This window comes from Patescibacteria group bacterium, from assembly GCA_028715115.1.
Classification (GTDB): Bacteria; Patescibacteriota; Patescibacteriia; order UBA2591; family UBA4787; genus JAQUSN01.
Window position 1 is genome coordinate 38,060 of sequence record JAQUSN010000002.1, and the last position, 23,900, is coordinate 61,959.

26 protein-coding genes and 3 tRNA genes are annotated in these 23,900 nt (G+C 37.1%); 22 read left to right on the plus strand and 7 right to left on the minus strand.

Annotated elements, in window-relative coordinates:
* Positions 1-39 precede the first annotated feature (39 nt).
* The 8 genes from PHV78_02760 to PHV78_02795 are packed head-to-tail and all read left to right on the plus strand — an operon-like array spanning position 40 to position 8,006.
* Positions 40-2,058: a ribonucleoside triphosphate reductase gene (locus tag PHV78_02760; protein ID MDD5396144.1), complete on the plus strand. Its 2,019-nt coding sequence runs from the start codon at positions 40-42 to the stop codon at positions 2,056-2,058.
* Between the two features lie 35 nt (positions 2,059-2,093).
* On the plus strand, positions 2,094-2,246 hold the full coding sequence (locus tag PHV78_02765; GenBank protein MDD5396145.1) for an anaerobic ribonucleoside-triphosphate reductase: 153 nt from the start codon (positions 2,094-2,096) through the stop codon (positions 2,244-2,246).
* 28 nt (positions 2,247-2,274) lie between these two features.
* Positions 2,275-3,285, plus strand: coding sequence for an endolytic transglycosylase MltG (mltG, locus tag PHV78_02770; GenBank protein ID MDD5396146.1), 1,011 nt, complete (start codon positions 2,275-2,277; stop codon positions 3,283-3,285).
* Positions 3,285-5,513 (plus strand): S8 family serine peptidase, encoded by a 2,229-nt coding sequence (locus PHV78_02775; GenBank protein ID MDD5396147.1) that lies wholly within the window; start codon positions 3,285-3,287, stop codon positions 5,511-5,513. The genes mltG and PHV78_02775 overlap by 1 nt, the downstream gene beginning before the upstream one ends.
* On the plus strand, positions 5,510-5,962 hold the full coding sequence (locus tag PHV78_02780; GenBank protein MDD5396148.1) for a GtrA family protein: 453 nt from the start codon (positions 5,510-5,512) through the stop codon (positions 5,960-5,962). The genes PHV78_02775 and PHV78_02780 overlap by 4 nt, the downstream gene beginning before the upstream one ends.
* Before the next feature lie 5 nt (positions 5,963-5,967).
* Positions 5,968-6,423: a dTDP-4-dehydrorhamnose 3,5-epimerase family protein gene (locus PHV78_02785; protein ID MDD5396149.1), complete on the plus strand. Its 456-nt coding sequence runs from the start codon at positions 5,968-5,970 to the stop codon at positions 6,421-6,423.
* Positions 6,424-6,426: 3 nt separating this feature from the next.
* Positions 6,427-7,287 (plus strand): dTDP-4-dehydrorhamnose reductase, encoded by an 861-nt coding sequence (rfbD, locus tag PHV78_02790; protein MDD5396150.1) that lies wholly within the window; start codon positions 6,427-6,429, stop codon positions 7,285-7,287.
* Complete coding sequence (locus PHV78_02795) at positions 7,284-8,006, plus strand: sugar phosphate nucleotidyltransferase (GenBank protein ID MDD5396151.1); 723 nt, start codon at positions 7,284-7,286, stop codon at positions 8,004-8,006. Before rfbD ends, PHV78_02795 begins: the two co-directional genes overlap by 4 nt.
* An 11-nt stretch (positions 8,007-8,017) precedes the next feature.
* Here PHV78_02795 and PHV78_02800 read toward each other — a convergent pair whose 3' ends face one another.
* Complete coding sequence (locus PHV78_02800) at positions 8,018-9,472, minus strand: hypothetical protein (protein MDD5396152.1); 1,455 nt, start codon at positions 9,470-9,472, stop codon at positions 8,018-8,020.
* Between PHV78_02800 and murA the strand changes: the two genes are divergently transcribed.
* On the plus strand, positions 9,473-10,729 hold the full coding sequence (gene murA / locus PHV78_02805) for a UDP-N-acetylglucosamine 1-carboxyvinyltransferase (protein MDD5396153.1): 1,257 nt from the start codon (positions 9,473-9,475) through the stop codon (positions 10,727-10,729). It begins immediately after the preceding gene.
* Between the two features lie 55 nt (positions 10,730-10,784).
* Here the strand turns inward: murA and PHV78_02810 are convergent.
* From PHV78_02810 to PHV78_02820, 3 genes are all read right to left on the minus strand, one after another.
* Positions 10,785-10,858 (minus strand) — tRNA-Ala (locus PHV78_02810).
* A 119-nt stretch (positions 10,859-10,977) separates the two neighbouring features.
* Positions 10,978-11,049: transfer RNA gene (locus tag PHV78_02815), tRNA-Arg, on the minus strand.
* Between the two features lie 132 nt (positions 11,050-11,181).
* Positions 11,182-11,358: a hypothetical protein gene (locus PHV78_02820; protein ID MDD5396154.1), complete on the minus strand. Its 177-nt coding sequence runs from the start codon at positions 11,356-11,358 to the stop codon at positions 11,182-11,184.
* Between the two features lie 161 nt (positions 11,359-11,519).
* On the opposite strand from PHV78_02820, the gene PHV78_02825 reads away from it, so the two are divergent.
* Positions 11,520-11,897, plus strand: a complete 378-nt coding sequence (locus PHV78_02825) for a polymer-forming cytoskeletal protein (protein MDD5396155.1) — start codon at positions 11,520-11,522, stop codon at positions 11,895-11,897.
* Positions 11,898-11,945: 48 nt separating this feature from the next.
* Positions 11,946-12,725 (plus strand): diacylglycerol kinase family protein, encoded by a 780-nt coding sequence (locus PHV78_02830; protein ID MDD5396156.1) that lies wholly within the window; start codon positions 11,946-11,948, stop codon positions 12,723-12,725.
* A 55-nt stretch (positions 12,726-12,780) separates the two neighbouring features.
* Here PHV78_02830 and recR read toward each other — a convergent pair whose 3' ends face one another.
* A complete protein-coding gene (gene recR, locus PHV78_02835) occupies positions 12,781-13,383 on the minus strand; it encodes a recombination mediator RecR (protein MDD5396157.1) in 603 nt (200 codons plus the stop codon).
* Positions 13,384-13,431: 48 nt separating this feature from the next.
* On the minus strand, positions 13,432-14,862 hold the full coding sequence (dnaB, locus tag PHV78_02840; protein ID MDD5396158.1) for a replicative DNA helicase: 1,431 nt from the start codon (positions 14,860-14,862) through the stop codon (positions 13,432-13,434).
* A gap of 99 nt (positions 14,863-14,961) precedes the next feature.
* Here dnaB and PHV78_02845 point away from each other — a divergent pair, with 99 nt between their 5' ends.
* Positions 14,962-15,201 carry a hypothetical protein gene (locus PHV78_02845; protein MDD5396159.1) on the plus strand — a complete coding sequence of 80 codons (240 nt, stop codon included), beginning with the start codon at positions 14,962-14,964 and terminating at the stop codon, positions 15,199-15,201.
* 15 nt (positions 15,202-15,216) lie between these two features.
* A tRNA-Lys gene (locus PHV78_02850) sits at positions 15,217-15,290 on the plus strand.
* 128 nt (positions 15,291-15,418) lie between these two features.
* On the opposite strand, the gene PHV78_02855 is transcribed toward PHV78_02850, so the two are convergent.
* Positions 15,419-16,735 carry a recombinase family protein gene (locus PHV78_02855; GenBank protein ID MDD5396160.1) on the minus strand — a complete coding sequence of 439 codons (1,317 nt, stop codon included), beginning with the start codon at positions 16,733-16,735 and terminating at the stop codon, positions 15,419-15,421.
* A 188-nt stretch (positions 16,736-16,923) separates the two neighbouring features.
* Here PHV78_02855 and PHV78_02860 point away from each other — a divergent pair, with 188 nt between their 5' ends.
* From PHV78_02860 to feoB, 9 genes are all read left to right on the plus strand, one after another.
* Positions 16,924-17,187, plus strand: coding sequence for a DUF5320 domain-containing protein (locus PHV78_02860; GenBank protein ID MDD5396161.1), 264 nt, complete (start codon positions 16,924-16,926; stop codon positions 17,185-17,187).
* A gap of 19 nt (positions 17,188-17,206) precedes the next feature.
* A complete protein-coding gene (locus PHV78_02865; GenBank protein MDD5396162.1) occupies positions 17,207-17,542 on the plus strand; it encodes a NifB/NifX family molybdenum-iron cluster-binding protein in 336 nt (111 codons plus the stop codon).
* Positions 17,543-17,544: 2 nt separating this feature from the next.
* A complete protein-coding gene (locus PHV78_02870; protein ID MDD5396163.1) occupies positions 17,545-17,892 on the plus strand; it encodes a NifB/NifX family molybdenum-iron cluster-binding protein in 348 nt (115 codons plus the stop codon).
* A 16-nt stretch (positions 17,893-17,908) separates the two neighbouring features.
* Positions 17,909-18,772: an ATP-binding protein gene (locus PHV78_02875; protein MDD5396164.1), complete on the plus strand. Its 864-nt coding sequence runs from the start codon at positions 17,909-17,911 to the stop codon at positions 18,770-18,772.
* A gap of 6 nt (positions 18,773-18,778) precedes the next feature.
* On the plus strand, positions 18,779-19,930 hold the full coding sequence (locus PHV78_02880) for a cytochrome c biogenesis protein (GenBank protein MDD5396165.1): 1,152 nt from the start codon (positions 18,779-18,781) through the stop codon (positions 19,928-19,930).
* Positions 19,931-19,955: 25 nt separating this feature from the next.
* The gene (locus PHV78_02885; protein MDD5396166.1) at positions 19,956-21,005 is read left to right on the plus strand and encodes a cation diffusion facilitator family transporter; all 1,050 of its coding nucleotides are present in this window, start codon (positions 19,956-19,958) and stop codon (positions 21,003-21,005) included.
* A gap of 1 nt (position 21,006) precedes the next feature.
* Positions 21,007-21,288 carry a DUF134 domain-containing protein gene (locus tag PHV78_02890; GenBank protein ID MDD5396167.1) on the plus strand — a complete coding sequence of 94 codons (282 nt, stop codon included), beginning with the start codon at positions 21,007-21,009 and terminating at the stop codon, positions 21,286-21,288.
* 104 nt (positions 21,289-21,392) lie between these two features.
* The gene (locus PHV78_02895; GenBank protein ID MDD5396168.1) at positions 21,393-21,644 is read left to right on the plus strand and encodes a FeoA domain-containing protein; all 252 of its coding nucleotides are present in this window, start codon (positions 21,393-21,395) and stop codon (positions 21,642-21,644) included.
* Positions 21,637-23,574 carry a ferrous iron transport protein B gene (gene feoB, locus PHV78_02900; GenBank protein ID MDD5396169.1) on the plus strand — a complete coding sequence of 646 codons (1,938 nt, stop codon included), beginning with the start codon at positions 21,637-21,639 and terminating at the stop codon, positions 23,572-23,574. The genes PHV78_02895 and feoB overlap by 8 nt, the downstream gene beginning before the upstream one ends.
* Positions 23,575-23,900 lie beyond the last annotated feature (326 nt).

The window sequence follows — 23,900 nt, forward strand, 5'->3', positions numbered from 1 at the left end:
ATTGATTTTTTAGAATTAATCGGCCCTAAAGAAATTCTTATGCCCAAAACAGCCAAAACCAAAATCGCCAACATTAAAAAAAGAGACGGACAACTCGTTGCTTTCGATCAAAGTAAAATTACCAATGCAATTTATCGTGCCGTGACCGCTGTCGAGGGCGAAGACGGAAAATTATCAAAAAAATTATCTAAACAAGTGGTAGAAATTCTAAATAGGCGCTTTAAGAAGACCATCCCCAGCGTCGAAGACATCCAAGATATTGTCGAAGAAGTTTTAATCTTATCTGATTTAGTCGAAATAGCTCGCGCTTATATTCTCTATCGTGAACAGCGCAGAAAAATTCGCGAAAGCAATCTAGCCACGCAAGAGACCGTCTCTTCAGTCGATCAATATTTAGAAGAATTAGATTGGGAGGTTCACGAAAATGCCAACATGGCTTATTCGCTACAGGGACTAAATCATTATGTAACGACTTCGGTCATCAAACAATATTGGTTGAATAAATTTTATCCAAAAGAAATTCGCGAAGCGGCTAAGGGTGGCGATTTTCACATCCACAACCTGGATTGTCTCGGACCGTATTGTATGGGTTGGGATTTATATGATTTTTTGGTTCGTGGTTTTGGCGGAGTTGTCGGCAAAATTGAAACTAAGCCGGCTAAACATTTAAGAACAGCCTTAGGACATTTAGTAAATTTATTTTATACACTACAAGGAGAATCAGCTGGTGCGCAAGCTGTTTCTTCATTTGATACTTTACTCGCGCCGTTCATTCGTTTTGATAATTTGGATTATAAGGGTATTAAACAGGCCGTGCAAGAGTTTCTGTTTAATTGTTCAGTGCCGACTCGAGTAGGTTTTCAGACTCCGTTTACTAATATCAGTTTAGACATTAAATCGCCATCAAATCTGGCTAATACGCCAGTAATTATTGGCGGAAAACCACAGAAAGAGACCTATGGTGAATTTCAGGAAGAAATGAATATGTTAAATAAGGCGCTTTTTGAATGTATGACCGAAGGGGATGCCAAGAAAAGGGTTTTTACTTTTCCCATCCCGACCATTAGTATTGGTAAGGACTTTAATTGGGAAGATCCGGCGCTCGATACGATGTGGGAGGCGACAGCCAAATATGGCATTAATTATTTCAGCAACTTTATTCAGTCAGATATGAAGCCAGAAGATGTGCGTAGTATGTGTTGCCGATTAAGACTTGATAAGCGAGAGTTATATAAAAGAGGCGGTGGTTTATTCGGCGCCAATCCTTTAACCGGCAGCATGGGGGTGGTAACATTAAATTTGCCGCGTATCGGGTATTTATCTAAAAATGAAAAAGAATTTTTTGCTCGTTTAAGTCATTTAATGGATTTAGCTAAAGAAAGTTTGGAAATAAAAAGAAAAGGATTGGAAGATTTAATAGAAAAAGGTTTATATCCTTATTCAAAGTTTTATTTATCCAGCATTAAAAAGGTCCGCGGTAGTTATTGGGCTAATCATTTTGCTACCATTGGTATTGTTGGGATGAATGAGGCCTTGCTAAATTTTGTTAAAATCAAAAAAGATATCACCACCAAAGAAGGCAAGGCGTTTGCCATTAAAGTGATGGATTTCATGAGAGATAAATTACTTCAGTATCAAGAAGAAACCAGCAATATCTATAATCTGGAAAGCACGCCGGCAGAAAGCACTTCGTATCGTTTGGCTGAAAAAGATAAATTAGCCTATCCGGATATTATTACTTCGGGCGAGAAAGTTCCTTATTATACCAACTCAACTCAATTGCCGGTTAATTTCAGCAATGATATTTTTACTTCACTGAAACTACAAGATGATTTGCAAACAAAATATACGGGTGGAACTGTCTTCCATATCTGGTTAGGAGAACGATTGCCGGACGGAAAAACTTGTAAAAAATTGGTTAAGAGAATTTTCGAAAATTTTAAACTACCTTATATTACCTTTACCCCCACCTTTAGTATTTGTCCTAAGCACGGTTATTTAAGCGGTGAGCATGAATTTTGTCCGATTTGTGACGAAGAAATTGGCTATAAAAAGTAAAGGGCTAATTAATAATTAATATTTATTTAACAAATATGAATAAATCCGAAAAATCAACCGAAAATTTATCCCGCACGCGTTGTGAAGTTTATTCTCGCGTGGTTGGCTATTTAAGGCCTGTTCAACAATGGAACAAAGGCAAGAAAGAGGAATTTCGACAAAGACAGACCTTTAAGGCTAAGATTTAATAATTTCAGATAATTTGAATTTTAAGATATGCCCGTTAAGGCTATAATTATTGGTTATCTTATTTTTGCTGTTTTAGCTGTTTTTTTATATTTTAATTGGCAGGCCATGGCGCCCAAAGCAAAAAACCTGGAGCCGCAAGCTTTTGTTTTAGAAAATGGACAGGGCGTAAAAGAAATCGCTGCGCAATTAAAAAATGCTGGTTTGATAAAAAATGATACCTTATTTAAAACGCTCGTGTTTTTAATGAATGCTAAAAATTCTTTCTGGCCAGGAAAATATTATTTAAGTCCGGATATGGACGTAATCAAGGTAATTAAAACCCTAACGGCCAGACAGGGACCAGACGAAGTGAGTGCTACAATTATTGAAGGATGGAGCAATAAAGAAATTGCCGCTTATTTAGAAAAACTAAACTTAGTTTCTCAGAAAGACTTCCTGGCAGCTTTGGCTAACGATCAGGATAAATTTAGAACCAGGTATTCTTGGTTAGATGACGTTCCGAAATCAATTAATTTAGAAGGATTCTTATTTCCCGACACTTATCGTTTTTATAAAGAGACAACAGCCGACGATATAATTGATAAAATGTTGGCTAATTTTGATCAAAAAATTACTCCCGACATAATTACCGCGATTAATAAAAACCATCGTACGTTATTTCAGACAATCACCATGGCCAGTTTGGTTGAGAAAGAAGCATCGGATGACGTAGAAAGAAGGTTAATCGCCGACGTTTTCTGGCGCCGGTTAGAAAACAAAATAGCCCTGCAATCTTGCGCTAGCGTTAATTATGTTTTAGGCGAAACCAAAAAAAGATTATCCATTGCCGATACGCAAACCAAGTCTCCCTATAATACTTATTTAAATCGGGGTTTGCCGCCCGGGCCGATCGACAATCCAGGCCTGTCTTCAATTAAAGCGGCTGTTTATCCACTATCCAATGATTATTGGTTTTTTTTGGCAGCGGATAATGGTAAAACTATTTTTAGTAAAACACTGGAAGAGCACAATCAAAATAAAAAAGTATATTTAAAATAATGAAAAATAAATTATCAAAAATAAAATTCATTGTTTTTGGCCTTAGTATAATCGCGGCTAGTTTTAATTTTTCCAATTTTAATTTAAAAGCCCAGGCCCCGTCTCTAAATTATGCCCCTGACGAATTACTAATTAAATTAAAGAAACAAGATACTATTTATAAAGTTCATTATTCCGGCGCTGTTGATATTTTGGCGCAGCAAAAATCAGTTGCCCAAATGTCCGATGTTGAAGCAGTTGAATTAAATTATTATTTTATTTCGGCTTATATTCCCAGTGATACCTATTTTTCCGAAGAGTGGTATTTAAACAAAATTCAAGCGCCGCAAGCTTGGGATATTGTTCGCGGTGGATTTGAAGATGTGACTATTGCCGTTTTAGATACAGGAGTAGATATTGATAACCCTGACTTAAAAGATAATATTTGGGTTAATAAAAAAGAAATACCCGGTAACGGGATTGATGATGATAAAAATGGTTACGTGGATGATTATTATGGCTGGGATTTCGTAAAAAACACCTCCGATCCGCGACCTAAGTTTGAAGACATTTTTACCGCTGGTGCGATTAATCATGGAACTATTGTGGCCGGAACTGCGGCGGCTATGGGTGATAACGGGCAAGGAGTTGCCGGTATAACCTGGAAATCTAAAATTATGCCTTTAAGAGTTTTAAACGGTCAAGGAGTTGGCTCTATTGATGCGGTTATTGCCGCGGTTAATTATGCTAAGAATAGTGGAGCTAAGATAATTAATCTAAGTTTTGTCGGGACGAGCCCAAGTGATTTTTTAGCTCAGGCACTTAAACAAGCCTGGAGAGAGGGGGTGTTTATTGTCGCGGCCGCTGGAAACGAAGCAACGGGCCAAACTGAAAATCTAAACAATGTTCCCTCATATCCGGTTTGTTTAGACGCCAACGATACAGATAATTACATTATCGGCGTGGGAGCTACTGATCAGTTTGATCGTAAGGCTAGTTTTTCCAATTATGGTTCGAATTGCGTTGACATCATGGCGCCGGGCAGTAGAATTTTTAGTACTTTGGCTTATAATCCTAATTTGCCAGATTATAAAGATCGTTTTGGTGGTTATTGGTCTGGGACTTCAGTGGCCACTCCGCTGGTTTCTGGTGCGGCGGCTTTAATTAAATCACTTAATCCCTTGTTAACCAATCAGCAAGTCAGGGATATTATTTTAACGCAAGCAGATGATATTTCTTATATTAATCCCGATTATGGAAACGGCTTGGGTCGCGGACGATTAAATCTTTACCGCGCCGTTGATTACGAGTATTCGCAATTAGCCGAAGCGCCGCAAACTAGATATATTGTGACAGCCGCTGGCCCGGGTGGCGGGCCCCATGTTCGCGTTATGAAATCCAATGGCTTGCCTGTTAGCGGATTTATGGCTTATGATTCCAAATTTCGCGGTGGCGTGAAGATAGCTACTGGTGACGTTGATGGCGATAATCAAGAAGAAATTATAACTGTGCCTGCCACTTTGGGTTCGGCCCAAGTAAAAATATTCGACATTAACGGTAACATAAAGGGCAGTTTTTTGGCGATTAAAAATTATAATAAAGGATTAAATTTGGCAAGTTGTGATTTAGATGGCGATCAGCTTTTTGAAATAATCGCTAGTCCGAACGGTCGTGCCGATCCGTATATTTATATCTTCAATGGTCAGGGCCGATTACAATTAAAATTTTTAGCTTATAGCCCCAGGATTTTCCGAGGAGAAGTAAGGGTTGGCTGCGGCGATGTCGATGGTGATGGAGAAAGCGAAATCGTTACCGCCTTGGGTTCCGGCGGTTCGCCGCAAATAAAAATTTTTAGCCCCACCGGACAACTTAAAGTCCAGTGGTATGCCTTTTTGCAAAAGTTTACCGGTGGAGTTAATGTGGCCGTGGGAGATGTTAATGGTGATGGTCGAGCGGAAATAGTCACGAGCATTGCCTCCAAGGCCAGTCCTTATATTAGGGTTTTTGATTACTTCGGTTTTTTACAAACTCAGTTTTTAGCTTATGACGCGAACAATTTTTACGGCGTAACTTTGGCGGTTAATGATTTAAACGAGGACAATGTTTCAGAAATAATCACTGGCGTAGGCAAGGGATCTCAGCCACACGTAAGATTATTTGATTATTTAGGCGTCAGTCAAGGCGGATTTTTTGCTTATGACAAAAAGTTTTTGGGCGGCATATTTTTGGCGACCATTAAAGGAAAATGATGTTTAAAAATTTATACAACTCGGCGGTTAGCAGGGTAAGGAATAATTTTTGGTTCGAAAAATATCCATGGACAAAGCAGTTTATTAAATTTTCTATCGCTGGCGGAGTTTGCGCGATTATAGACTTTTTAGTCTATATAATTTTAACCAGACTTTCTCCCTTTTGGGCTCAACGTGCAGGTTGGGCTAATTTTTTGGCGATTTCCTTGGCTTCGACTGTTAATTTCGTTTGGAATAAGAAGTGGACCTTTCATAGCAATCAACCGAATCTACTTGCGCAATATATAAAATTTTGGGTAGTAGTTATTTTAGGCATAGTCGTTTATCAGTGGATTTTTGTTTTTTCAATTAAACAATTCCATTTTTTCGATCTTTTAGGAAAGGCTATCGCGGCCGCTATCGTCTGGATTTTAAGATTTATATTTAATAAATTTTGGAGTTTTAAGTAATTTATATGATTCAAGGAGTTCAATTAAAAAAAATTAACGCCAATTTCGATGATCGGGGTTTTTTGTGTGAAGTTTTTAAAGATTCAGAGATTAGCCCCAACCAGATCAAGCAGACTACTTATACGGAAACTTTGCCCGGAGTTATCAAGGCTTTTCATTGGCACAAAAAACAACGGGACTACTGGTTTGTAGCGGGAGGCTTAGCCCAGGTTGTTTTATATGATTTACGTCAAGATTCTTCGACTAAAGGGCAAATAGATGTTTTTTACTTGGGCGAGAAAAATTTAGCCCTATTAATTATTCCGCCAGGAGTGGCGCATGGTTACCGAGTTTTGGGCAATAAACCGGCTTGCTTATTTTATCATACCAGCGAAGTATATAATCCTCAGCAGCCGGACGAAGAAAGAATATCTTTTGATGATCCACAAATTAATTTTAATTGGCAGACAAAAAATCGTTAATTTATGAAAATTTTAATCCTTGGAGCCAAGGGGCTTTTAGGTCACGACCTAATGGCCGTGTTTAAAAATTATCGGCCGATTGGCTACGATATTGAAAATATTAATTTGATCCAGCGGAATAAAATATTCGAAGAAATAAGCCGCTTAAAACCAGACTTAGTCTTGAATGCCGCTGGCTATACTGACGTTGATTGCGCCGAAAAAGAGTTAAACATGGCAAAATTAATTAATGGTATTGCTGTTGATTATCTTGCCGAAATATGTTCCAAGCTTAATATCATTTTAGTTCATTTTAGTACCGATTACGTATTTTCTGGGCGGCAAAAAACCGGTTATTTAGAAAAATATTTTGATCATCAGCCGGTTAATGCTTATGGCCGTTCCAAATTGCTTGGAGAAGTTGCCATTAAAAAATGGGCCAACAAAGGATTAAAATATTATTTAGTTAGAAGTGCTTGGCTCTTCGGTCCGTTTAGTCATTCTCATCAGCATAAAAATTTTGTTGATACTATTTTAAGGTTAGCTAAAGAAAAAGACGAAATTAAGGTGGTTAATGATCAATTTGGCTGCCCGACTTATAGTTTAGACTTAGCAAAGGCAGTCGAGAGGTTAATCATAGAAAAACACCCTTTCGGTATTTATCATTTAATCAATGATGGATTTGCCAGCTGGTGCGATTTTGCCAAAAAAATAGTCCAAATCGCCGAAGAAAAAACAAAGATCATTCCTTGCTCAAGTAAAGAATATCCGCGCCCAGCCAAGCGACCAAAATATTCGATTTTACTCAACACCAAATGCTTCAAATTAAGAAAATGGGAGGAAGCCCTAAAAGACTATTTAAAAATTAAAAATACTATCTTATGAAGGGAATTATTTTGGCCGGAGGCAATGGCACCAGGATGTTGCCATGTACCCGAATTACCAATAAACATTGTTTGCCGGTTTATGATAAACCGATGATCTATCATCCGCTTGAAACCTTGACCAAGGCCGGCATTAAAGAAGTAATGATTGTCACGGGTGGTAATAATCCCGGCGATTTTTTAAAGCTTTTAGAAAACGGTAAGGAGTTTGGTTTAAAAGAAATCCGTTATGCATATCAAGAGGGCGCTGGCGGGATTGCCGAAGCCTTAGGCCTAGCTGAAAATTTTGCTAAGGGAGACGGAGTGGTGGTTATTTTGGGCGATAATATATTCGAAGACGATATAGCGCCGTATGTTAAAAAATTTATAAATCAAGTCAGGGGTGGCAAGGTTTTTTTAAAAGAAGTAAGCGACCCAGAAAGATTTGGTGTAGCTGATATAAAAGGCGACAAGATTACTGATATCGAAGAAAAACCCAAAAATCCAAAATCAAATTACGCGGTTACTGGTTTATACATGTATGACAGCCAAGTTTGGGATTTAATTAAAAAATTAAAACCCTCCGGAAGGGGAGAGTTAGAGATAACCGACGTTAATAATTTTTATATCAGAAACAATTCTTTGACTTATGAGATTGTAAAAGGATTTTGGTCAGATGCTGGAACGTTTGATTCATTATTGCGAGCTGCTAATTTTTTGGCCGGTAAAAACAAAAATTAAGGACATTGAAATTATTGCAATTTTAATCGCCAAATTCCTGATTGTTCGCCAATTTTTCCCAAAACATAAACCAAGTTTGGATTAGCGTTGTTCCAGATGGTTTGTAGGTTATCAAAACGGAATAGGTTGTATATATTTCGAGAATCTCGGCCGTCCAATTCTATAGCCATCAAATTGTTGTTTTTATCGGCGTTCAGAATGTAATTATTGCCAGTTCGCCAAAGAACTTGATTGACTTGATTACTACTGCGATTAATTAAGTCATTTTTTATTTGCCACAGATCATTTTTTTTATTAATGGCGTAAAGAGAAATTTCAAAATCATTATAAGCTAGAATATTTTTAGCTTCTGGCTGGACAATAATTTTTTTTGCTGGATTCCTGGCAATAATATAATTTGTTTTTTGCGATGGATCTATAATGAAAAATTCTTGATTAGCAGTTAAAATCATCAAATCGTCATTTAGTTGTTGGGGGTTAATCGCAAATAAATAATTAGGCAGAGATAAGCTGTAGACAATTGATTGTTTGGTATATTTTTCGGCAGAAATTGCTAAATTTATTTTATCGAGATAAATGTCACCATCTATTTTTTTAATTAAAAATATCGCATCTTTACCAATAAACCAATCTTTAAGCTGCGACCTAGTGGGCGATATGTTTGCCAAATCGAAAAATAAATTTACTTTTTGTGTATTCGGATCAAGGGCGTATATTTTTTTGTTTGATTGAACATAAAAAATATTATTAAAGAGCGATATCTTTTGTGGCGATGAAACTAAATTATTGATTAAAATAGTTTTAGTGGCGTCATCAAGATTAATTAAATAAAGACCGGTATCAGATTTAACCGCCAAATAATTGTTATTTTTTTCTAGAGACGAAACCTTTCCTTTTATTTTTGTAATTAATTCAGCCGCGGGCTTAGGCTGTTCTGGTCTGATGATTTTTATTTCAGAAATTTTGGCGCCGGCATCATATATAGAATAAAAAATCTGTTTTCCATTATCGGTTGGCAGTAAATATGATATTTTTTCAGCTAAAACTAATTCCGGAGAAATATCTTGCAAGAACAAATATATTCTTCCGGTATTAGTCGTTTGTTCTGGTAAAATCTCGAGACTTTTTTGCCATAAACGATAGCCATCTTTTTGTACAACCAAGTTATACTTATTAGGAATAAGGTTAGAGACGGCTGTCGGTGTAGTGCCGCTGACCTTTGCTAGTCCAAGCATTTTCTTGTGGATAAATATTTTTTGATACCAGGGCTCAACCGGAGATTGATCGTTGATTAAAATCGTAGCATCGCGAGGCGTAGAGTCGACATAAAAATTACCGGTTTTACTTAAGCGTTTATTTTGCCAATCATAACGATAGCCTTCGCCGTAAAGAATCAGGGCTGGTCCGCTGATGACAAAAATTATAACTAGTGGTATAATTATTAATAATCTGTAACGAAAACTCATATGGCTCAATTTATTATTAATGGCGGTCAACATCTTAAGGGTGAAATAGAGGTGATGGGCATGAAAAATGCCGCAACGCCGATTTTAGCCGCCACGCTTTTAACCAAACAAACTTGTATCTTAAAAAATATTCCCAACATCTCCGACGTGAGAGTGGTGATTGATATTTTAAAAAGTCTAGGTTCACGAATAGAGGCTATTGGCGAACATGCCTTTAAAATAGATAATTCGCAAATTAACCCCCAACAATTAGATGAAAAATCCGTTCGCCATATTCGCTCTTCGGTTCTTTTTATGGGGCCGCTGTTGGCGCGATTTGGTCAAGTGGAATTGCCCGAGCCGGGCGGATGTATTATTGGTAACCGGCCGCTTGATACTCACTTGTATGCCTTAGAACACCTTGGGGCGCAAATCGCGAAAAAAGATCGTTTTTATGGTTTAAGTGCTAAGCATCTTAAGGGCGCAGTAATTATTCTACCAGAATTTTCAGTTACGGCAACAGAAAATCTGTTAATGGCCGCCACGTTGGCCGAGGGTCGCACGATTATTAAATTAGCGGCGGCCGAACCGCATGTCCAGGATTTGTGTAATTTTTTACAAAAAATGGGCGCAAAAATTTCCGGTATCGGTACTCATACTTTAGTAATTGATGGCGTTAAAGAATTGAAAGGCACTGAGCATACGATTATTCCCGATCAAATAGAAGCGGGAACATTCGCCGCCATGGCTGTGGCCACGCGCGGAGAAATGAAGATAAAAAATATCAACCCGGAACATTTAGAAATTATTTTGTTAAAGTTAAAACAAATCGGCGCTGGCTTTGAGGTTGGACCAGACTATCTTAATGTTTTTCCTGCGAACGATTTAAAGGCTTTTAAATTACAGGCCCTGCCTTATCCCGGGTTCCCTACAGACCTACAGTCGCCATTTGGCGTTTTAGCTACCCAAGGCCAGGGGACAACCTTGATTCAAGATCCATTATTCGAAGGTAGAATGGGTTATGTTAATGAGTTGATAAAAATGGGCGCTAATGCTATTATTGCTGACCCGCACAGAGTTATTATTACCGGACCGACACCGCTTTATGGACAGGACATTAAGACTTTAGATTTGCGTGCTGGTGCCACTTTAATTATCGCTAGTTTAATAGCTAACGGTCAGAGCACAATTAATCAGGCCGAAATAATTGACCGCGGTTATGAAAAAATAGAGGAACGGTTGCTAAAATTAGGAGCTGAAATAAAAAGGGTTAGTTAAATTATTTTAAAAGATTTTTTAATTTAAAACCGAGCATAGTGCTCGGTTTTAAATTTGGTGGACCTAGGCGGAATCGAACCGCCGTCTCGGCAATGCGAATGCCGCGTACTACCGCTGTACTATAGGCCCCTCAATTTTTTATCATGCCCTGACGAGGAGCCTCGAATCTTGACCTTATCCTCCCGCCCGCAGCGCCAAGCCGCAGCTTTGGCGGGCGCGGTAGGACGGATTTATTTTTATAGTATCTATGCCCCCAGGAGGAATTGAACCTCCATCTAGAGCTTAGGAGTCTCTCGTTCTATCCGTTGAACTATGAGGGCTAATTCGTTTAAATTATTCTGGGTGGCTATGGCAATTTTTAAAAACAAAACAGAGTTTTTAGAAAGCTCCGCCTAAAGCTGTATTATGAATCTATATTAGTAAATGATTGCTGATGATAAAGTGGTCGTCGTTTATTTTTTAATAGCTATTATTTGCGCAAGCTTCATTAAAAATCCGGTTTTATCGTCAACAATTTTAATGACGATCAAAAAAACAACAATAGCCAAAAGCACCAAAATTAATTTTCTTAAATCTCGGCGGACGTAATCAAGATTATTTTTTTGTACTGGTTGATTGTTTCCGTTCATAAAAATTTCTTTTAAATTTTTAATAATTAGTTTAAAAATATTATAGCACCCACTGGCATTTTGTCAATTTTTGTCCACTTCCAAAGATTTGACAAGTGGGCTCTAATTTTCTATAATAATGCTATAAATTTTAATTTTAACTCGTAATTTTATCAAAAGCTATGGATAAAGATCGCAAGCTTAATTCAGCAGATACCCAGACCGTTATTGGTGCCGGGGTAAAAGTCGAAGGTAAATTTGACGCCATCGGCGATGTAGTTTTAAAGGGTAGGCTCACCGGAACATTAGATACGCAAAGCGCTTTATTTTTGGAAGAGGGCGCTTTTATAGATGGCGACATGACGGCAAAGAACGCCAATTTAGCCGGAGAAATAAAAGGTAACGTGAAGGTTCAAAATCAGGTTGGCCTTACCAAGACCGCCAAGATTAAAGGTGATTTAGAATGCCAAATCTTATCAATCGAGGCTGGCGCTATTTTCAACGGCCGCTGTTCCATTGGTCGACAAGTTCCCGAGAAGGCAACTGAAGAAGGGAAATAATTATTTATTTCTCTTTGTTCCCATTTTTAATTTTTAATTAAAAGGGAAATGTATTTGTATTTATACGACTCATTTTTAGTTGACCAGAAATATCGCCGGCTGATTGATCGCATTGAAACCAGGCTGACCGACTTGGGAATTAATGGTCGGACAATTCGTTTAACTATTTTAAAAAACGCTCGTGAGGTCATTAAGGATAATCTTAAGGCAGAAATTGATACGGTGGTGGCGATTGGCGGTGATAAACTATTTGCTGAATCGGCAACGGCCCTAGCTGGAACCGATGTGTCTCTTGGTTTTATCCCGGTAGGCGAGTCAAAACTGGGGCAAATTTTAGATATTCCGGTCAGCGAAGCTGCTTGTGATATTATTTCCGGTCGACGTTTAGAGCAGATTGACCTAGGGAAAATCAATGGTCAATATTTTTTTAATGCCATAGACATTAATACTTCTAAGGTGAATATTTGGTGCGACGATTCGTACGAAATTAAGCCACAAAGGATTAAAGCGGTTAAAATAGTCAACTTAGGTTGGGTTAACTTTCGTCTTAGCGAGCCAGATATTGTTATTGATAGACTGGCCAGCAATGCTCGAGATAAGTTTTTAGAAATTGTTTTAGATCAACCAGATAAAGCCAAGTTTTTATTTTTTAAAAAAATAGAAGAAAAAGATAGCTTGTTTTTTGCCAAAAAAATAAAAATTTCATCGTCGAACGACAAAGAGGTAATGGTTAGGGTTGATGGCGATAGAGTTCTGAAATTACCGGTTATTGTTGAGGTTGTGCCAAAATGTTTAAAAATTATTGTCGGTCGGGACAGAATGATTTAAAAATTTTTAAAATTAAGAATAGGCGAGAGGCCTATTTTTTTATTTTTATTTAAATTTATTCGATAACCTCGCGCCTTTTTATAGCGTTAGATAAAGTTATTTCATCGGCGTATTCCAAATCGCTGCCAATCGGTAAACCTCTAGCAAGACGGCTGATTTTTATTTTTAATGGTTTTAGCAAGTTAATTAAGTAAAGAGAAGTGGTTTCGCCTTCCAGATCAGGATTAAGGGCTAGAATTATTTCTTTGACTTTAACGGCCGATTTGGCGATGCGCTGTAATAATTGGTTGACGCGCAGGTTCTCCGGGCTGGTATTTTGTGTAGTACTGATTAAACCGCCCAAGATATGATAGACGCCCTTAAAATCTTGAGTTTTTTCCAAGGCCATTAAATCCTGCGGATCGGCGACTACGCAAATGATCGAGTGATCGCGATTTTGGTTGCCGCAAAGAGGGCAAATGTTTTTTTCCGCGAAATTATTGCAAAGCGGGCAAAGCGATATTTTTTTTAATTCTTTAATGCTCGTTGAGAGTTTTTCCAGTTGGGCTGGCGATTTTTTTAATAAATAAAAAATAAACCGTTCGGCGGTTTTAGGCCCAATAGACGGGAATTGGGCAAACTCATTAATCAGATCTTGAAGATTTTTAGGATACGACATGACTGAAATTATTAAATTTTACCAGATAAAATTTTTATAGAAAATTCATTAAAATGGTTCTTCGGTTTGGCTTACTGGTTGTTCGCCCGATTGTTCTTCGTTATATTCATAACTAAATTCTTCTGAAGGAGCAAACTGCAAATTCTTAAAGCTAGCCGTGTGCTCGTCAAAGAACAATTTAACCATGACGCCAGCTGGGCCATGGCGATGTTTGGCAACATGAATTTCGGCTACACCCCGCTCTTCAGGCGGGCAGAATTTAATGCCACGGTCAGTGGCCTTGCGATAAATAAACAAAACCACGTCGCTATCTTGTTCTAAACTGCCACTTTCTCTTAAGTCTGCTAATTTAGGAATAGCCGGTGTACGCGCTTCAGTAGCGCGAGATAATTGAGAAAGAGCGATAACCGGGATGTGCAGTTCTCGAGCAATGGCCTTTAAAGCGCGAGAAATAGCGGAAACCTCTTGAACGCGATTGTCAGCCCCTTCGCCGCCTTCCATTAGTTGTAAGTAGTCGATAATAATAAGTCCTAGTCCATGTTCAGCTTGTAGTCTTCGGGCTTTAGTGCGGATTTCCATGATATTAGCCATCGGTGAATCATCAATAAAAATCGGCGCTTCAGATAAAATATTAATTGAGTCGCCGATTTTTGAAAAGGCGCCTTCGTCGCTTTTTGATAAGGCGCCGGTTCGCATTTTCCATAAGTTAATATTGGCCTGAGAGCAGATCATACGATCAACGATTTGTTCACGAGACATTTCCAGGCTAAATATGCCAACCGGAATTTTATGCAAGACCGCCACTTGGCGGGCGATATCAATTGCTAAAGCGCTTTTACCAACCGATGGGCGAGCGGCTAAAATAATTAAATCAGAAGCTTGTAAGCCGCCCAAAGCGGCATCGAGGTCGGAGAAGCCGCAAGGTAAACCGCGCAACTTACCGCCGCTTTTATGAATTTCTTCGATACGAGTGAAGGCATCGCCAAGTACATCTTGGATGGGCGTGAAATTTTGTTTTAAAAATCTTTGGGAGACGGCAAAAAGTTTTTGCTCGGAACGATCGAGTATTTTATCAACCTGTTCTTCTTCGTCATAAGCCATTTTGGTTATTTCGGTTGAGGCATTAATGAGATTCCTTAGAGTTGCTTTGCGTTGGATTATCTGGGCATAAGAAACTACATGAGTAGCACTGGGTACGCCATTAGCTAAATCGGCTAAATGGCTTCGTCCGCCGATTAAGTCCAGCTGTCCCTTTTCCTCTAAACGGTTAGAGATACTTAAAATATCAATTGGTTCACGATGCTCAAAAACTTCGAGCATAGCTTCGTAAATAATGCGATGAATGTCTTTATAAAAATCATCTGGGCCGATAATATCAGCGATTTTAATAATCGCATCTTTGTCTATTAGAAGACAGCCAAGCAACGCCTCTTCAGCTTCGATGTTTTGTGGTGGAAGTTTTTCTAGATTATTTTTCATGTGAGATTTTCCCCATTAAACCCTTTACAATTTAATTTCTTTATTCTATAATTTTAGAACGTTTTAGACAACTCTCGTTTACACATTTTATCCCCATTTATGCTTGATCATAAAGAAAACATTCATGGTTATTTGGTTTATTATGATGACGAGGCGAAGTTGGGCATAGAACATTTGGCTCATGTTTTGAGTTTTGATGAAGCGCGGTCGATGTTTTTAGCCGCTCATCGTACTTTAGATAAAATAGATTTCGAAGATCGCCTGGGAAGAAACTTTGTTCTTATAGGCAGAATGGATGGCAATTTCGAACTTTATGCACGCAAAGAAGGATGGTTCTAAGTAAAACCAAAATACGCCCCCTTAGCTCAGTGGTAGAGCAGTAGCCTTTTAAGCTATTGATGAAGGTTCGATTCCTTCAGGGGGTACCAAGTAGTGCTAAGTCAAGTGACCGTGAGGGGTCGGCTAAAAATCGACCAAACATTGCCCTTGACTTAATCACCTTAAAAGAAAAACCACGGAATTTTATCCGTGATTTTTCTATTTTATCTTTACCTTTTTACTCCAGATGTATTTTTCTGTCTAGAAGTATTAACTTGCTTTGCAGACAAGTCAGCAATTCTCTTTTTTCAATCAGCGTTCCTTCTTTTAAGATGTATTTGGCATAGTTCCGGGTATTAATATCAGTATTCAATTTTACTTTATTACTTACTCCTAAGACCCCAATTCTGAATTTGTTATATCTGGTCATCTCGTGTTCAATTTTTGCCTTGATACCCAGATCATCTAGATTAACTTTATTAATCATTTCAATTAATTCTTTAATCAGGTTTTCTTCATTAATAGCCGAGTTCTTACAATCAATATTTCTGGCCTTGGTACAGCGGTAGTAGACATGGCGGTTGACTCCGCCATCTTTTAATTTCTTGAATTTCTCGTCAGCCGTAATGCCCGAGCCACAACAGCCGCACTTAATCAGTTTAGTGAAGGCAAATTCTTTGCTCTCGGTCTTGGGGATATAGTGTTGGTCTAGGGCTTCTTGAACTTTACCAAACACCTCTTTGTTAATAATCGGCGTGTGTTTGCCGGTATACCATTGACTACTCTTGGCAGGAAACTCGAATTCGCCGTAGTAGAACGTATTTCTTAGCAGCTCATAGACATTGGCAATTGATAGGGGTTTATTGTTTTTAGTCTTAAACCCTATTTCCTGAAACCAGCGATGAATTTTTCGGCCACTCCAGTTTTCATAAGCTACTTTTTCAAACATTTGTTTGATAATTACCGATCTTTTGGGGTCTAGCCGGCACTGACCCTTTTTATCAACATGGCTTTCCATTAGATAGCCAGTCGGGGCCATGTTTGGTCGCCAGCCCATTTCGCATTTAGCTTTTAGCCCTCGTTTTACATTAACCGACTTATTATCGTTCTCCAGTTTGGCATGACTACCTAGAATCATTAATAGAAATTTTTCATTTGGGTTGTTGGTAAATTTCTGGCTGTAGGTTTTAATTTCGAGCAACACTCCTTGATCCATCAAATCAACCAAAGTTCCTAGGTCGCCGGCATTCCTACTTAAGCGATCCGGCGCCCAGGTTAGAATGGCATTAAATTTGCCACTTCGTATCTCCTCAATCATTTGATTGAAGACAGGTCTTTGGCCAACTGCCTTTGATGAATGCGATTCCTTCTTGATCTCAATCACGTTGAGATTGTCGCGTTTAGCGATTTCTGACATTTCCTTGATCTGGCTATCAATGGAAAGTGCCTGCATTTCATCTTGCTCGGTCGACTTGCGAGCATAAAGGCAGTACTTGATGATAACCGGTGTTTGGATTGCTTGCGGGTGTCTACTTAAAGTTGTTGTTTGTTCCATAGGTCTAAGGTTATTGATTAATCCCATGGAACATTGATGACGCACCTGGTCAGGGAGTCCAGGCCCTATTGTAGATAACTAATTCTTCATAAAGTTATCCACAAATTTCTATTGATAAAAATTAGTTTTGGTTATATATTCATAATATCAAGGTCGAATTATTAATTAATAAATAAACATTTAAAATTATGCCAAGATTTAATAGTAGTGGTCCTGCTGGTTATGGCCCTCGGACTGGCTGGGGCTTGGGTCCTTGTGGCGCCGGAATGGCTTGGCGCAGAGGCGGAAGGTTTAGCCGCGGTTTTGGTTGGAGGAGATTTTGGGGTTATTATCCTACTCCTACTCAGACTAAAAAAGAAGAAATAGAAACTCTTTCAGAAGAAGTTATTATTTTAGAAGAGGAACTCAAGACTATTAAAACCAGATTGGCCGAACTCAAAGGACAAAAATAAAATTAAACAAGAAAACTTTATGAAAATAGCAGTAAGTTCGATAAGGGAAACTATTGACAGTAGTGTTTCTGATATTTTTGGAAGATGTCCTTATTTTATTATTGCTGAAATTGAAAGCCAGAAAATAGAAAAAACCGAAGCAATAGAAAATAAAAACACAGACCAAATGAGTGGTGTTGGTATTTCAGCTGCTCAATTAATGGCAGAAAAAAATATCGATACCGTAATCACAGGTAATGTGGGTCCGAGAGCCTTAGATGTGTTAAGGCAATTTAATATTGATGTTTATTACGGAAATGGAACGGTAAAAGAGATTTTACAAGATTTCATAAATGGAAAACTTAAGAAAATTTAAAAATGAAAATTGTAATTCCGACTAATAAGAGAAATGGGCTTGACGATAAAGTGGCCGACCATTTTGGTCGTTGCCCGACTTATACCTTTCTTAATGAAGAAGGCGAGATTGTTGAGATAATAGACAATACCAGCGAACATATGGACGGCGTTGGTCTGCCGCCGGAATTGATGAAAAAACACGGAGCGAACATTTTACTTTGTAAGGATCTTGGACCGAGGGCTTTAAATTTATGTCAAGAATTAGGTATAGATGTATATGTTTGTCGAGCAGAAACAGTAAGAGATGTTTTTGAAATGTGGAAAAATAATATAATTAAAAAAGCAAGTATAGGGGATACCTGCAAATAATATAAATAGTAAATTTATGAAAATTGCGATTACTGGTGGAAAAGGTGGGGTGGGAAAATCAATGGTAGCGACTTCATTAGCAGTAGAATTTGCAAAACGAACCAAGACAATGCTGGTAGATGCTGATGCGGAATGTCCAAATGATCATCTCCTACTTTCCGTAAAAAGAAAAAAATATATAACAGTTTTTCAACCGATTCCTAAATGGAATTTTAAGAAGTGTACAAAATGCGGTAAATGCGCTTCCGTTTGCAAACAAAATGCCATTGTTTTCACTAAAGGAAAATTTCCCGCTTTTGTTAAAGATGTTTGTATCGGATGTAAGGCATGTATTGTTACTTGTCCAACTGGCGCGATAACGGAAACTAAAAAAGAAATCGGGAAAATTTATACTGGGAAAAATTATAATGTTAATTTAGTTTCTGGAGAGCTTAAATTGGGAGAATTGGCTTCCGGTGAGGTGGTGGCTAAGGTAAGAAAATATGCTGATAAAATTAATAAAAAAATAAAAGCTGAAATAACGATTATTGATTCTTCGCCGGGAATTGGTTGCCCTGTAATTGCTTCTTTAGTTGGCACTGACTATATTGTCGGCGTAACAGAACCGACGCCGTCAGCCCTTTTTGATTTGAAAAGGGTTTTATATTTGGCTGAACACTTTGGGATAAAGCGCGGCATAGTTATTAATAAATTTGATCTTGAAGAAAGTTTTTATTCTGAGATAGAAAACTTTGCCAGAATAAATAAAATTCTAATCCTAGGAAAAATTCCTTACCGAAAAGATTTTGTTAGGTCAACCGTTAAAATGAAACCAGTAATTGAAATAAATCCAGTTTATAAAAAGTTATTTCAAGCAATTATTAAAAAGATATTAGAATAAATTATTATGAATTTAAAATCTATTTATAAAAAATTTATAATTATTTTTATTTTAACCGTTTTTTGTATTATTTTTTCAATAAAAGTTAATGCTCAAAATAATCTTAATAATCAAAATGATGTTTCTTTACATATGTTTTACGGTCAGGGATGTCCTCATTGCAGTAAGTTAAAATTATTCTTGGATAACATGAGGAACAAATACTCGTCGTTGAAAATATATGAACACGAAGTTTATCAGGATCCTGAGGGAAGAAAGTTATTTGAACAAATGTCCCAGGCCTTTAATACTCCCATAAAAGGGGTGCCAACAGTATTTATTGATGATAAAGTAATTATCGGATTTAGCAATGAAATAGGAGATTCGATAGAAAATGAAATAAAAAGATGTTTGGAAGCCGATTGCATTGATCCTGAATTAATGGTGAATAAATCATTCCCAGACAATTTTGGTAAAAACGAAATTGTAAAAAAACTTACAATTCCCATTGTTGTTTCTGCGGCGGCAGTAGACGCAATTAATCCTTGTGCTTTTGCGGTTTTAATAATTTTGATGACCGCTGTTTTGTCTATAAGCAGTAGGAAAAAGGCTTTAAATTTTGGTTTAGCTTTTACAGCATCGGTCTATATTTCATATTTCTTAATAGGTCTTGGTTTATTTTCAGCCTTGCAGATTAGCGGACTTAGTCACAAGTTTTATATAGTAGTAACAATTTTAGCTTTTATTGTTGGCTTATTGAATATTAAAGATTATTTTTGGTATGGAAAGGGGTTTTTAATGGAGATTCCACTGAGATGGAGGCCAACTATAAAAAGAATATTAAACAGCGTGACAACTCCTTTTGGAGCTTTTATTGCTGGTTTTGCCATATCTTTATTTGAATTACCTTGTACGGGCGGACCATATATAGTTATCTTGGGCTTATTGGCAAAAGAAGTTACCAGGAGTACGGGAATTTTTTATTTACTTATCTATAATTTGGTTTTTGTATCGCCATTAATAATACTTTCCTTAATAATTTATAAAGGTTTATCTACTGCCAGCAAGTTAGAAGCAATAAGGCAGAAAAAAATAAAATTGTTGCATTTAATAGCTGGAATACTGATGCTTGGAGTTGCGACGGCTATGGTCATATCTTTGATCAAAGGTTGGGTCTAATTAATAATGAAAAATAATAACCGAAATGAAAGAAAAAATAGCTAAAATTTCAATACTAACTAACGTGTTTTTAGCCGGAAGTAAATTAGCGGTTGGCTTTATAACTGGTTCTGGCGCTATTTTTGCTGAAGGTTTTCATTCGGGAATGGATGTATTAACCTCGGCGATAAGTTTTGTCGGCATTAAAATAGCCAAAAAGCCCATCGATCAAAAACATCCTTATGGCCATTATAAATTTGAAGTTTTGGCCGGATTAATAATAACTATTGTTCTGTTCGGAACCGGTTTATTTATTATATTTGAGGCGATTCACGAACTTCAGAGCCCTTCTCCCGCTGCAATTGGATACTTGGCATTAGGTACGATGTTAATTTCAGCTGTGATTAATGAGATAATGGCGAGATTGAAGATTCATTATGGTAAAGAAGAAAATTCCGTTGCTTTATTATCAGATGGATTTCATTCTCGAATAGATGTTTACGCTTCGCTAGTCGTTTTAGCAGGATTATTTTTGACTAAATACTGGGTTTATGTTGATTCAGCTTTGGCCCTATTAATCGGTTTATATATTATTAAAGAATCATTTTCAATTGGTAAAGAAGCGGTTGATTCTTTGCTTGATGTTTCAGCTGGCGAAAAGATAGAAGAAAAAATAAAAACAATAATTAAGACGCAGAATATTGAGATCTCATCCTTAAAAACTCAAAAAAAGGGTTCAGCCATTACCGCTAATATGGAAATAAAATTACCCAGTAATTTGAGCGTAGAAGAAGCGGTAAGAACCTCCGACAATTTGAGAGAAGAGTTAATAAAAGAAATTGAAAATCTTTCTTATGTCGCCATTCAGATCAAAGGTCATGAAGTAGAGACCGGATTTTATAAACCGGCTTTTGGTCAAAGTTTCGGTTGGCAAAGGAAAGGAAAATTTAGGAAAGAAATTAAAGAGGCAAAAGGAGGTGGACCCGGTGGTTATTGTGTTTGTCCAAAATGTGGTTATAAAATTCTTCATGAACGAGGCATTCCTTGTTTGACATTTGAATGTCCGAAGTGCAAAATTAATTTAATTAGAAAATAATATGGTTAGACCATTAAAACCAAGAAGAGTATTATTCGACCCCAATGTAACTTATTTTAAACCACAGGCAGTGCCTCTCTCAATATTAGAAGAAGTAGATTTGGGTGTAGACGAGCTGGAGACTTTACGACTTTGCGATTACAAAAATTTAGAACAAATTGAAGCGGCCAAGAAAATGAAAGTTTCTCAAAGCACTCTTCAACGAATACTAACATCAGCCCGCAAAAAAGTTGTTGAAGCTTTAATTGAGGGAAAGGCAATAAAAATTAGAAAAAATTTATAGCCAGGTATTCTTGTAAATTTAATTGACCTTTATCACAGAAATAAAAAAGATTTTAATTAATCTTTTTCTTGTTATTATAATTATTTTTTGTTATTATTAACAATATGAAAGAAGAATTGACTCTTATTGATTTAAAAGAAAACCAAGAAGTTGAAATTATTTCTGTTGTCGGTGGACAAATGGTCACTAAAAGATTGGCTGATTTAGGATTAGTTTTCGGGACTAAAATAAAAATTTTAGGAAAAGCCCCATTTTGGGGACCAATAGAAATTGAGGTTTTGGGTTCAAAATTAGCTTTAGGCAGAGGGATAGCCTCTAAAATTTTAGTTAAAATTTTAGCCGAGAAACATGGCTAAAGAAGGAAAATTAAATATAGTTTTGGCCGGAAACGCTAATACCGGGAAAAGCGTGATTTTTAATTACTTAACCGGTCTCCATCAGCATTTGGGTAATTGGCCAGGGAAAACAGTAGAGAAAGCAGAAGGAACTTTGTGTTACAAAGGATACACTATTGATGTTTTAGATTTGCCAGGAATTTATTCTCTCGCCACTTATTCAATGGAAGAGTTAGTTTCAAGAGAATACATTGCCTCTCAGAAATCAGATTTTGTCGTGAATGTCGTAGACGGTACCAACTTAGAGAGAAACTTAATTTTTACTTTGCAACTTTTAGAATTAGAGCGACCAACCGTTTTAGCCTTGAATATGGTGAATTTGTTTAAAAAAAAGAGAATAGATATTAATATTGAAAAATTAGAAGAAATCTTAAAAATTCCCGTGGTGCCGGTTGCAGCCATTTATGGTAAGGGGATAACAAAAATTTTAGATAGAGGTATTGCTTTAATAGAATCGAAAAGGGTAGGAAATCAGAGCAATCTAAAATACGGAAAAGAAGTAGAAGAGCAGATTGAAAAACTTATCAGCATGATGTCCAATCTTGAACTTTCCTATTCAAAAAGGTGGTTGGCCATAAAGCTTTTAGAAAAAGATAAAGAAGTTGAAAAATTAGTCAGAAATAAAGCCCCCGCCATATTAGAAAAGGCAAAAGAATTAATTTCTTATATTGAGAAAATTCATGGGCATGACTCATCTATTGTCGTCGCCGGCGAGCGTTGCCATTTGGTTTCAGACATAATTCAAAGTGTACTAAGAATAACCAAATTATCGAAAACAAGCTTCACTGAAAAATTAAACTCGATAACCAGCCATAAAATTTGGGGTTATCCTGTTTTAATTTTAGTCTTATTTTTAATGTTCGGATTCATTTTTAAATTTGGCGACTGGTTTTCCTCGTATTTTATAAAGATATTTCCCAACGTTCAGCTATGGTATGAAAACTTTCTCGGTAATTCAGTTTTAGCTTCGTTGATTTGGGCAGGAATTGAAAGTGTTTTGGGTTTAATCATGATCGCTATTCCTTATATTATTCCCTTTTATTTTGTTTTATATTTTTTAGAAGATTGCGGATATTTGGCCCGCATTGCTTTTTTAATGGACAATTTAATGCACAAACTTGGCGTACATGGTAAGGCCTGTATCCCATTGCTTCTTGGTTATGGTTGTAATGTTCCGGCCTGTCTTTCTTGCCGCATTATGGAGACTAAAAGGGAAAGATTTTTGACAGGATTTTTATCCACCCTTATTCCTTGTAGCGCCATCACGGTTGTTATTTTAGGATTAGTAGGAAAATTTGTCGGTATAAAATGGGCCCTTGCTTTATATTTATTTAATATTTTAATTATTTTTATTATAGGAAAATTGGCTTCCAAAATTTTACCAGGCGAGCCGACAGGGCTTATTATGGAAATGCCAGACTATAGAAAACTACATTTTAGAACAATATTTCTACAAACTTGGTTCAGGTTAAAAGATTTTCTTTTTATCGCCGGCCCTTTAGTGATTATCTCCGGAATAATAATTAAAGGACTTTATTTAGTTGGTTGGCTGGCGGTGATTGCTAATTTTTTAAGCCCCGTCACTGTAAAATGGCTCGGGTTGCCAGTTCTAACTGGAATTTTATTGATTTTCGGCATTTTGAGAAAAGAATTAATTTTGGTTATGTTAGCTACGCTATTAGGAACCGCTAATTTTGCTCTAGCTTTGAGTCCTGTCCAAATGATTACCTTGGCGTTAATTACCATGTTTTATATTCCCTGTGTAGCCACCATTGCTGTTCTTCGACGAGAATTTGGCTGGAAAAGAGCTTTGGGAATTACCATCTTTAAAATATTTTTAGCTATTTTGTTGGGCGGAATAGCTTTTAGATTATTGAGTGCATTTTTATAATAAAATGAGACATATGATCTGTACCCCAAAAAGTGGACACATCGTGTCTCATTTGTCTCATTTTGCCCGAAACCCTTTATTTTATCTACCTCTCAATTTTTAAAATGAGACACTACTTTTTTACCGTGTCTCATTTATATAACCAGACCGAGAGGGGTCATTTTCGTCCTTGACCGATCCCCAAAGAACCCTTATACTGATTGATAGTTATACGTCTCAGACCGACATGGGGTATAGGCCTTCTCCGCCAACTGGCGGATATGGACTACGAGTTAATTTGAAAATCATCAGCTCTCGACTTGTCTTGCAAAGCTCAATAGAGCGAA

Bases quoted from the DNA above. Each gene is read 5' to 3' on its own strand.
- PHV78_02830 (MDD5396156.1), top strand. From the start codon at position 11,946: ATGTATTTGTATTTATACGACTCATTTTTAGTTGACCAGAAATATCGC.
- rfbD (MDD5396150.1), top strand. From the start codon at position 6,427: ATGAAAATTTTAATCCTTGGAGCCAAGGGGCTTTTAGGTCACGACCTA.
- PHV78_02820 (MDD5396154.1), bottom strand. From the start codon at position 11,358: ATGAACGGAAACAATCAACCAGTACAAAAAAATAATCTTGATTACGTC.
- dnaB (MDD5396158.1), bottom strand. From the start codon at position 14,862: ATGAAAAATAATCTAGAAAAACTTCCACCACAAAACATCGAAGCTGAA.
- PHV78_02855 (MDD5396160.1), bottom strand. From the start codon at position 16,735: ATGGAACAAACAACAACTTTAAGTAGACACCCGCAAGCAATCCAAACA.
- PHV78_02780 (MDD5396148.1), top strand. From the start codon at position 5,510: ATGATGTTTAAAAATTTATACAACTCGGCGGTTAGCAGGGTAAGGAAT.
- recR (MDD5396157.1), bottom strand. From the start codon at position 13,383: ATGTCGTATCCTAAAAATCTTCAAGATCTGATTAATGAGTTTGCCCAA.
- PHV78_02890 (MDD5396167.1), top strand. From the start codon at position 21,007: ATGGTTAGACCATTAAAACCAAGAAGAGTATTATTCGACCCCAATGTA.
- mltG (MDD5396146.1), top strand. From the start codon at position 2,275: ATGCCCGTTAAGGCTATAATTATTGGTTATCTTATTTTTGCTGTTTTA.
- PHV78_02875 (MDD5396164.1), top strand. From the start codon at position 17,909: ATGAAAATTGCGATTACTGGTGGAAAAGGTGGGGTGGGAAAATCAATG.
- PHV78_02860 (MDD5396161.1), top strand. From the start codon at position 16,924: ATGCCAAGATTTAATAGTAGTGGTCCTGCTGGTTATGGCCCTCGGACT.
- murA (MDD5396153.1), top strand. From the start codon at position 9,473: ATGGCTCAATTTATTATTAATGGCGGTCAACATCTTAAGGGTGAAATA.
- PHV78_02845 (MDD5396159.1), top strand. From the start codon at position 14,962: ATGCTTGATCATAAAGAAAACATTCATGGTTATTTGGTTTATTATGAT.
- PHV78_02775 (MDD5396147.1), top strand. From the start codon at position 3,285: ATGAAAAATAAATTATCAAAAATAAAATTCATTGTTTTTGGCCTTAGT.
- PHV78_02825 (MDD5396155.1), top strand. From the start codon at position 11,520: ATGGATAAAGATCGCAAGCTTAATTCAGCAGATACCCAGACCGTTATT.
- PHV78_02800 (MDD5396152.1), bottom strand. From the start codon at position 9,472: ATGAGTTTTCGTTACAGATTATTAATAATTATACCACTAGTTATAATT.
- PHV78_02880 (MDD5396165.1), top strand. From the start codon at position 18,779: ATGAATTTAAAATCTATTTATAAAAAATTTATAATTATTTTTATTTTA.
- PHV78_02865 (MDD5396162.1), top strand. From the start codon at position 17,207: ATGAAAATAGCAGTAAGTTCGATAAGGGAAACTATTGACAGTAGTGTT.
- PHV78_02785 (MDD5396149.1), top strand. From the start codon at position 5,968: ATGATTCAAGGAGTTCAATTAAAAAAAATTAACGCCAATTTCGATGAT.
- PHV78_02885 (MDD5396166.1), top strand. From the start codon at position 19,956: ATGAAAGAAAAAATAGCTAAAATTTCAATACTAACTAACGTGTTTTTA.
- PHV78_02870 (MDD5396163.1), top strand. From the start codon at position 17,545: ATGAAAATTGTAATTCCGACTAATAAGAGAAATGGGCTTGACGATAAA.
- feoB (MDD5396169.1), top strand. From the start codon at position 21,637: ATGGCTAAAGAAGGAAAATTAAATATAGTTTTGGCCGGAAACGCTAAT.
- PHV78_02795 (MDD5396151.1), top strand. From the start codon at position 7,284: ATGAAGGGAATTATTTTGGCCGGAGGCAATGGCACCAGGATGTTGCCA.
- PHV78_02765 (MDD5396145.1), top strand. From the start codon at position 2,094: ATGAATAAATCCGAAAAATCAACCGAAAATTTATCCCGCACGCGTTGT.
- PHV78_02895 (MDD5396168.1), top strand. From the start codon at position 21,393: ATGAAAGAAGAATTGACTCTTATTGATTTAAAAGAAAACCAAGAAGTT.
- PHV78_02760 (MDD5396144.1), top strand. From the start codon at position 40: ATGCCCAAAACAGCCAAAACCAAAATCGCCAACATTAAAAAAAGAGAC.